This window comes from Thalassospira sp. UBA1131, from assembly GCF_002311515.1.
In the GTDB taxonomy this organism is placed as follows: Bacteria; Pseudomonadota; Alphaproteobacteria; order Rhodospirillales; family Thalassospiraceae; genus Thalassospira.
On the sequence record NZ_DCAO01000038.1, the window covers coordinates 4,155 to 12,485 of the forward strand.

Annotated in this window: 9 protein-coding genes; 5 read left to right on the forward strand and 4 right to left on the reverse strand. The window is 55.0% G+C overall.

Features of this window, described 5'->3' with window-relative positions; genetic code table 11:
- The first annotated feature begins 144 nt into the window (after positions 1-144).
- From B3Z49_RS06005 to B3Z49_RS06015, 3 genes are all read left to right on the forward strand, one after another.
- On the forward strand, positions 145-708 hold the full coding sequence (locus B3Z49_RS06005; RefSeq protein WP_296988919.1) for an invasion associated locus B family protein: 564 nt from the start codon (positions 145-147) through the stop codon (positions 706-708).
- 259 nt (positions 709-967) lie between these two features.
- The gene (gene rlmN, locus B3Z49_RS06010; protein ID WP_296988921.1) at positions 968-2,224 is read left to right on the forward strand and encodes a 23S rRNA (adenine(2503)-C(2))-methyltransferase RlmN; all 1,257 of its coding nucleotides are present in this window, start codon (positions 968-970) and stop codon (positions 2,222-2,224) included.
- A gap of 143 nt (positions 2,225-2,367) precedes the next feature.
- Positions 2,368-3,303, forward strand: a complete 936-nt coding sequence (locus B3Z49_RS06015) for an EamA family transporter (protein WP_296988924.1) — start codon at positions 2,368-2,370, stop codon at positions 3,301-3,303.
- 21 nt (positions 3,304-3,324) lie between these two features.
- On the opposite strand, the gene B3Z49_RS06020 is transcribed toward B3Z49_RS06015, so the two are convergent.
- The 3 genes from B3Z49_RS06020 to B3Z49_RS06030 all read right to left on the reverse strand — a co-directional run bounded on the left by B3Z49_RS06020 (position 3,325) and on the right by B3Z49_RS06030 (position 5,850).
- Positions 3,325-3,690: a Dabb family protein gene (locus tag B3Z49_RS06020; RefSeq protein WP_296988926.1), complete on the reverse strand. Its 366-nt coding sequence runs from the start codon at positions 3,688-3,690 to the stop codon at positions 3,325-3,327.
- Complete coding sequence (locus tag B3Z49_RS06025; RefSeq protein ID WP_296988928.1) at positions 3,687-4,967, reverse strand: murein transglycosylase A; 1,281 nt, start codon at positions 4,965-4,967, stop codon at positions 3,687-3,689. Before B3Z49_RS06025 ends, B3Z49_RS06020 begins: the two co-directional genes overlap by 4 nt.
- Positions 4,968-5,154: 187 nt before the next feature.
- Positions 5,155-5,850 (reverse strand): Tim44/TimA family putative adaptor protein, encoded by a 696-nt coding sequence (locus tag B3Z49_RS06030; RefSeq protein ID WP_120223869.1) that lies wholly within the window; start codon positions 5,848-5,850, stop codon positions 5,155-5,157.
- 380 nt (positions 5,851-6,230) lie between these two features.
- On the opposite strand from B3Z49_RS06030, the gene B3Z49_RS06035 reads away from it, so the two are divergent.
- Both B3Z49_RS06035 and secB read left to right on the forward strand, forming a co-directional pair.
- On the forward strand, positions 6,231-6,836 hold the full coding sequence (locus B3Z49_RS06035) for an FxsA family protein (protein ID WP_296988935.1): 606 nt from the start codon (positions 6,231-6,233) through the stop codon (positions 6,834-6,836).
- A 300-nt stretch (positions 6,837-7,136) separates the two neighbouring features.
- A complete protein-coding gene (secB, locus tag B3Z49_RS06040; RefSeq protein WP_008888774.1) occupies positions 7,137-7,634 on the forward strand; it encodes a protein-export chaperone SecB in 498 nt (165 codons plus the stop codon).
- Between the two features lie 124 nt (positions 7,635-7,758).
- Here the strand turns inward: secB and hemJ are convergent, their stop codons facing one another.
- Complete coding sequence (gene hemJ, locus B3Z49_RS06045; RefSeq protein ID WP_008888773.1) at positions 7,759-8,187, reverse strand: protoporphyrinogen oxidase HemJ; 429 nt, start codon at positions 8,185-8,187, stop codon at positions 7,759-7,761.
- Positions 8,188-8,331 lie beyond the last annotated feature (144 nt).

An 8,331-nucleotide genomic window follows, 5' to 3' on the forward strand; every position in this document is an offset into this window, starting at 1 on the left:
ACGCATTCCTTGGTTTAATCTTTACCTTTTGGCGGCAATCTCGGAAAACGAACCTCATAAATTTGCCATATCCTTTGGATTTTATGCGTCCTAACGTGGTCCGGTCGGACCGATCCCGAAACTTCAGACACGATACGCGACCTCATGAAAAAACACGCCCATCGTCTCGTCAGAAATTCGTTTGCCGCTGCTTTTGGCGCGGTTGCCTGTCTGCTTGCGCTTGGTTTTTCGACCAACGTGGCACAGGCCCAGAACTCCCCGCAGCTGATTGATGTTTACGGCAAGTGGGAAGCCTACACCTATTCCGAGGATGGCCAGAAAGTCTGCTATATGGGCAGCCAGCCGACCTCGGCCAAAGGCGACTACACCCAGCGTGGCAAAATCTATGTCATGGTCACCCATCGCCCGGCACTCAAGCTGCTTAATGAAGTTAGCTTCATCACCGGCTATACCTACAAGTCGGGCAGCGAAGTCGATCTTCGAATCGATTCCAAAAGTTTCAAGCTGTTCACCCATGATGACTCAGCCTGGGCGGTAAACAGCGAAGAAGACCGCAAACTGGTCAGCGCGATGAAAGCCGGATCGACCATGGTTGTGGTTGGCTATTCGTCACGCGATACCAAGACCACCGATACCTATTCGCTGTCGGGCTTTACCAACGCCTATAACGCGATTTCAAAGGCCTGCAACACCAAGCCGGTCAACTGATCCATATCTGATCAAACCGGTTGGTGGGGCCGTCACAGCCTGCTTTGCAACCGTGATTGCAGTGCTGTGATAGCTGCAATGTGAAATTTATCGTTTCTAAATCGACCCGGCCCCGCTATATGCGGGGCCAAGTATTTATGCGCCCAAGCCATCTGGCATTTTTTCTGGTATAGTCCGCCGCATCGGAAAACCCGAAATGCCGCACGTAAACGGCCTGACGACGCAATAACCAGACCACCAGACAAAGAGAGAGCCCGGGATGACCGACGTCCTGACCGAAAACGCACCCCAGACCGATGCACCTGCTTCGCAAGACGGGCCGTCGCTGTCCGACTTCGTTTCGCGCGCCGCCAATGGGCAGGCAGCCGACGGGCGTCGTGATCTGGTCGGCATCACCCGCGAAGAACTGACCGAACTCATGGCCAACATGGGCGAAAGCAAGTTCCGCGTCAAACAGCTTTGGAACTGGATCTATAACCGCGGTGTCACCGACATCGAGGACATGACCAACATTTCCAAAAAGCTGCGTGATCGCCTGGCTCAGGATTTCTATGTCGGGCGTCCGGTTTTGACCGCCGATCAGAAAAGCACCGACGACACGCACAAATGGCTGATGAAGTTCCATGACGGCAACGAGGCCGAGACGGTCTATATCCCCGATCGCAACGAAGATCGCGGTGCTGTGTGCATTTCATCCCAGGTGGGTTGCACGCTGACCTGCAAATTCTGCCACACCGGCACCCAGCTTCTGGTGCGTAACCTGACACCGGGCGAAATCGTCAGCCAGTTCATGGTCGCACGCGACAGCTACGGCGAATGGCCGACCCCGGCCAATGGCATCCGTCGCCTGTCGAACATCGTCATGATGGGCATGGGCGAGCCGCTGTTTAACTATGAAAACGTTCGCGATGCCCTGCGCATTGCCATGGATGGCGAAGGTATTTCGATCTCGCGCCGCCGGATCACGCTGTCGACCTCGGGCGTGGTGCCGGAAATCGTGCGCTGTGGCGAAGACCTTGGCGTTGGTTTGGCGATTTCGCTGCATGCGCCTGATGATGATCTGCGCAACGAGATCATGCCGATCAACAAGAAATACCCGCTCAAAGAACTGATGGATGCGTGCCGGAACTATCCAGGCATGTCCAATGCCCGTCCGATCACCATGGAATATGTCATGCTGAAAGGCGTGAACGACAAACCCGAACATGCGCGTGCGCTGGCCAAGCTGGTCAAAGGCGTTCACTGCAAGTTCAACCTGATCCCGTTCAACAAATGGCCGGGTTCGGATTACGAATGCACGCCGACCAACGACATCAAGAAGTTCGCGCAAATCCTGCTCGATAACGGCTACGAAGCGCCGATCCGCTGGCCGCGCGGCCGCGATATTCTGGCCGCCTGTGGTCAGCTGAAATCCGAAAGCCAGCGTCAGCGCAAATCACGCGTTGGCAGCACGGCTGACGCAGGTGGTTGCAGCAAATCGGATGCCGGCAACGAAGGCATCGTCGCCGCCCAGTAAGTCGGGCACCATTGCAATTCTGATCAACACCGGATGGCCTTGCTGTCCGGTGTTATTCTTTGCGTTACGCTTTTTTCAGATCCTTGCGCAAAATTGTCGCCATGACATTGTTTTGATTGTCCGGCTGCACGGACGAGCATAGCGTGAATATCGCATCGTATCGCAAGGGATTTGATCGCATGTCCGTCGGGCAGTTTTTCGCCATTTTACTGGTCGTCACCATCTGGGGGGCGAATTTCACCGTGATCAAGCTGGGTCTGGGTGAAATGCCGCCGATCCTGCTGTCATCCCTGCGCTTTGCCTTTGCCGCATTACCCGCCGTCTTCTTCCTGCCGCGCCCAAGATGCCATTGGAAATACGTCGTCGGCTTTGGGGTCGTTCTGGGCTGTATCAAATTTTCGTTGCTGTTTCTGGGGATGGATCTTGGCCTGTCAGCGGGAATTTCATCGCTGGTGCTACAACTTCAGGCCTTCTTCACCCTGTTGCTGGGCATCTTTTTACTCGGTGAAAAAGTCGGACCGCACCGGGTTGTTGCCATGCTGGTGGCCTTTATGGGCGTCGGGCTGTTGTTGTTTGTTTCGGATGGATCGATCACCGCGATTGGGCTTGCGCTGGTGATTGCGGCCGCCGCCGCCTGGGGGCTTGCCAATATCATCATGAAAAAAGCCGGATCGGTTCAGATGCTGTCCTTTGTCGTCTGGGCCAGTCTGGTGCCACCGATCCCGCTTTTCATCCTGTCGATGATCACCGAAGAGCGAGCAAACCTTGCCATGCTGCCCGATCAGATCAGCTGGATCGGCATTGGTGCGATCCTCTATCTCGCCTATCCGGTGACATTGCTGGGCTTTGCGATCTGGGGGCGGTTGCTGTCTACCTTGCCGGTCGGGCTGGTGGCACCCTTTACGCTTTTGGTGCCGATTGTCGGCATGGCGACATCCGCGCTGGTGCTGGACGAAGATTTCGGGCCGATCAAAATCATTGCGGCCCTTCTGGTCATGACCGGATTGCTGATCAATGTGTTTGGTGGAAAGCTAATACAGAGATTTTCGGCCAAGAAGCGGGATTTATCACGTATATAAGTTCATTTGATGTGGTCTATTTTATATCCAGCGTATTTCAGGCTTCTTGTCCGATCCCTTGTCGGGCGTATGGATGTCATCGACATTGACGCTTATGGCAAGAATACCGCCAAGGCCGCCTTCGGTCATTTCCGACAATCGAATGCCGATCCAGTCCTGATCAAGGCCGCGCACATAGGTGTCGCGCGCCGCCAGATCAGTAAAATCAATGGTGATGGCATGGGTAAATCCCTGACTAAGGCCGCTTCCGGTCATCTTTGGTCCGCCGCTAAAGGCCAATGCACCCGGCACTGAAAAGGCAACTTTTTCAAGTTCGCCGATCATGGTGTCGATGTCGCTTTGCGCGATATGGCTTGGGATCTGCAGCAACACAATATGACGGATCATGAAGTGCCCCCTGTCTGAGTATCCGGATCCTGCCAGTTTGCCGGATCGATGCTGTTGGGCAACAGGACATATTTGCGGCCCTGCCGGTTCATGTGGCCGGCATAAAGGGCCGCGTCCTCGCCCGGGCCAAAGAAGATGTCACCGCGCACCGGCCCGCGAATGGCCCCACCGGTATCCTGTGCCACCATCAGACGGCGGAACGTACGGTCCGCATTCATCGGATCGCTGGTTTCAAGCCAGACCGGCACCCCCATGGCGTGGAACCTGCGATCCACCGCCAATGACCGGCCGGGCTCCAACGGCACCCCTTGCGATCCCAGCGGGCCTGCTTCGGGGTCGTTCGGATCAACCTTGAGCGGCTGGAAAAACACGTAAGATGCATTGGTATTCATCACCGCATCGGCTTCGCCCGGATTGTCATGCAGCCATTTACGGATCGATTGCAGCGATACGGTTTCGCGCGTCAGCACCCCGCGCGCAATCAATTCCCGCCCGATGGCAAAATAAGGATGGCCGTTGGTCGCGGCATAGCCCACCCGAAGCACACTGTCATCAGGCAGAACCACCCGCCCTGAGCCCTGAATTTGCAGGAAAAAGGCATCTACCGCATCATCGACCCAGACCAGTTCAAGATCGCGGTCTGATAACGCCCCTTCCTCGATCGCTTCGCGGTCGTAATAGGGTTTGATTGCGTCACCCGCGATCCGCCCGACCAGCTTGGTGCCTTTCAGATCCTCACGAAAATCGCCAAGATCGATCGAGACCATGTCATTGGGCTTAAGATAAAGCGGCGTCTGATACGCCCCGCCACGGGTCAGCTGGCCTTGCAATTCCGGCTCGTAATAGCCGGTAAAAAGGCCCTCGGCCGTATCGCGATTGCCACTGAGATAGGGTCTGAAACCACTTTCAAAAAACGCACGTGCGTCTTCCTTGCGAAGGCTCTCAACATCAAGGGAAACCGCGGTTTCGCAATGATCGCGCCACTGGCCAATGGTGCCCATGCGTGGATCGGGCCCGACGGGTTTGTCATCACTGCGTCTTAGCATCGCCTGGCACGACCGGGCAAAGGCCCGCACGGTGCCGCGCATATCATCGGTCTGCCAGCCATCAAGATCGGCAAACGTCGCCGGGCGCAGGGTCAGTTTGTCTTCCACCTCGGCCGGGGGTTCGATCTGTCCGGTGATTTGTGGCCAAAACATCCAGATCAGGGCGGCAGCCGCACCGACCAGCACAGAAACAAGGGACAGGCTGCGCGATAAAACCAGTCGTCTTTTCAAGATGGAAACCCGTAATTAGCCAATTCGAACGTCACCGTTTTTGCAACGGTTCTACGAAAACCCGATTTTGCCCCTGACATGCTTAACAAGCCGATAATTGCGCGGGCTCGTTACCATGCGGACATGAAAAAAGGCGATCCGGTTTATCGGATCGCCTTTGATATGTTTGGTCTTTGCGAAACCCGCGTTAATCGGCGGTTTCTTCTTCCGGGGTTTCGGTCGCAACCAGCTGCCAGTTCGGATCGCGGCTTTCGATATTGCGCGCGAATGTCCAAAGATCTTCGGCCTCGACCACCTTGTTGGGGTCGCCATCGACAACATCGCCCTCGGCATTGCGAATGACCGAGACTTCCTCGGACACGAACTTGACCGTGACATAGGCCGTACGGCCTTCAAGGCTGGCGTCATGGATCGCCGCGCTCTTGATACCGACCAGGGTGGTTTCCTCGTGCTCGCCCTTTTCAGCGCGGGCATCGATGGCAGCGGCGAAGTTCTTGTAAACCTCGGCCGAAAGCAACGGGTTCAGGCCATCCTTGTCGCCCTTGGCAAAGTATTCGACGATCATTTCGAACGCCATGCGCGCGCCATTCAGGAAGTCCTGCTGGGTAAAGTTCGGATCGTGCTTCTGGATCTCCTGCAGGGTTGCAAACGTGCCCGAAGGAACATCTGCCGCATCCTGATCGTTACCGGAGTCCGGCAGGCGATAAACATTATCGGTCTGAGCTGCGGCGTCTTTCTGGCCTTCATTGTCATGAGTCTGACGGCCAAAGATATCGGACGGCCCCTGCTTTTCATTGCCGGTGCGACGGCCAAGCACGCCACGCAAACGCAGCACAAGGAAAACCGCAATCAGAGCGAATAAGAATATATCGAAATACTGCAAGACGGTCTCGTGATCCTAATGGTTTCAAACTGGTTGTCTGTATATCACAACCGTGGTGGAGAGATGGTATGAACTTAACCAAATGCAAGGGCAACTGCCGATTACCCGGCAAGATGTGATCATCTTCACCCTTCACCGGTGCGATATGCGCCGGGGCAAGGCCAAGATGACGATCTGCCGCATTTTTGTCGCGTTGTCACATTAGCGTTCCCACCAACTAACCAACGAACTTAAGTGTGCAGATTAATGAGAAATCGCTGAAAACCAAGTTGTTTTCTGCAATAGTTTCAGCAAGACGTCAGCTTTGGCCGTAAAATGCATGTGATAATACGACATTTGCGGCGCATACAGGCAATCCATCGCCAGTAAACGGAGAAACAATGGGCTTTTACTTTCTCGCGATATTCGTCGCCATGCCAATCATCGAAATCGCGGTCTTCATTCAGGCCGGCGAACTGATCGGGCTATGGCCGACCATTGGCGTGGTTGTTCTGACAGCCATCATCGGCACGTCCCTGATGCGTGCCCAGGGGTTGCAAACCCTGGCCAAGGCGCAAAGCCAGATGGATCAGGGCGAAATGCCCATTGGTGCCCTGTTTGACGGCATCTGCATTCTGATTGCCGGTGTATTGTTGCTGACCCCGGGCTTTGTCACCGACACCTTTGGCTTCCTGTTGCTTGTCCCGCCGCTGCGCCAGCTGATCGGGGCCAAGGTCATTATGAAGCTGGTTCAGTCGGGCAATATCCGGACCAACTTCCGCGGTGCGACCTATTCCAGCGGTGCGCAAGGCGGGTCAAGCGGGCGCGGGCCCAATGGACCCGGCGGACATGGCGGATCACGGCCGCGCGGTGCCGGGCCGATCATTGATGGCGATTTCGAAGATGTCAGCCCGAATGACCCGTCAAACGACACCGATAACAGCAACGATCCGGGCGACAATCCCGAAACACCGCGCAATTTGCCCCCGCGTGACGAGACGCGCTGAATTCATCCGAAAATCACAAAATCAGAAGGTTGACCGACACCCCCGGTCAGCCTTCTTTGTTTCAAAGGCCTTTGTCCGTAATCAGGACAACCAAACCCCCGGAAATACGGGCTTTGATAAGGGCTTTGACCCGCTCTGATTGGCTTGCCCGTGCACGCCAGACGTGCTAGGCCAACAAGTCCAATTTATCTGCCGCAACGGGGCGGCGTCAGTAATAAGCATTTCAGCCAAGGCAAAGCCTTCAAGCCGAAAGCTTTTTTCTGATCAAGACGAAATGACCTCTAAGGGAGCTAGACTTTAATGGCCGAGAATACCACCGGTGCAGAAGGCGCAGCAGAACAGAAGCAGCAGCCGGCCGCAAATCCGATCACGATCCACACCCAGTACATCAAGGATCTGTCGTTCGAAAACCCGAACGCACCGGAAAGCGTTGCCCTGCAGCAGCAGCCGAAAATCAATATCGACGTTGATGTTGAGGCCCGCACCACCCAGGACCAGAAACTTCACGAAGTTACCATCAAGATCAACGTCAAAGCCGACGTTGGCGACAAGGTGGCCTTCATTGCCGAACTGCAGTATGGCTGCGTTGTGACGCTGAATGTTTCTGACGAACACCGCCTGCCGGTTCTGATGATCGAAGTTCCGCGCCTGCTGTTCCCGTATGTCCGCAAGATCGTCGCAGACCTGACCGCAGACGGTGGCTTCCCGCCGCTGATGATGCAGCAGATTGATTTTGCTGATCTTTTCCGCAAAAAATTCGCATCCAAGATGGAAGGTCAGCCGGCCGGTAACGCCTGATTGACCCCATTCATCGGATTTTGGTTCGATACCAAAACGATGACAAAGAAAAGGCCGCCAGTTTGGCGGCCTTTTTATTTTAAAATCGAAACGTTTTTACTGAGTGGCTGTCAAACAGAGCCGATCAGAAGGGACGTGCGATCACCATGAAGACGACAATGATCATCAGGATCGTCGGTACTTCATTGAAAATACGATAGAATTTTTGCGATTTCGTATTGGCATCCGCCTCAAACGCCCGGCGGTAACGCGCCATCATCATGTGCGCGATGGTCATCAGAACCACACACAGCAGTTTAACGTGGAACCAGCCTTCGGTCATCACACCGGCTGCATGGATCAGATAGCCGCCAAAAATCCAGGTCGCGATCATTGCCGGGTTCATGATGGCGCGCAAAAGGCGGCGTTCCATCACCTTGAACTTCTCGCTGGCTTCCGAGCCCGGCGCGACTTCGCAGTGATAGACATAAAGCCTTGGCAGATAAAGAAGACCCGCCATCCAGGCGATCACGCTGATGACATGCAGGGATTTGATAATGCTGTAGCTATCCATCTCTCTCTTCTCTGGATGTGATGATCAGGGTCGGCAGGTTTAAGCCCGCGTAAGCGGCGAATTTTTTGAATTTTCCCGACCATAACAGCAATCAGGCCGATCCAAAAACAGAACCGGCCCGATTGGCGTTATAACTGTGATCTA

Coding starts and splice junctions, on each gene's coding strand:
- B3Z49_RS06020 (WP_296988926.1), bottom strand. CDS start 3,690: ATGATCCGTCATATTGTGTTGCTGCAGATCCCAAGCCATATCGCGCAA.
- hemJ (WP_008888773.1), bottom strand. CDS start 8,187: ATGGATAGCTACAGCATTATCAAATCCCTGCATGTCATCAGCGTGATC.
- secB (WP_008888774.1), top strand. CDS start 7,137: ATGGCCGAGAATACCACCGGTGCAGAAGGCGCAGCAGAACAGAAGCAG.
- B3Z49_RS06035 (WP_296988935.1), top strand. CDS start 6,231: ATGGGCTTTTACTTTCTCGCGATATTCGTCGCCATGCCAATCATCGAA.
- B3Z49_RS06005 (WP_296988919.1), top strand. CDS start 145: ATGAAAAAACACGCCCATCGTCTCGTCAGAAATTCGTTTGCCGCTGCT.
- rlmN (WP_296988921.1), top strand. CDS start 968: ATGACCGACGTCCTGACCGAAAACGCACCCCAGACCGATGCACCTGCT.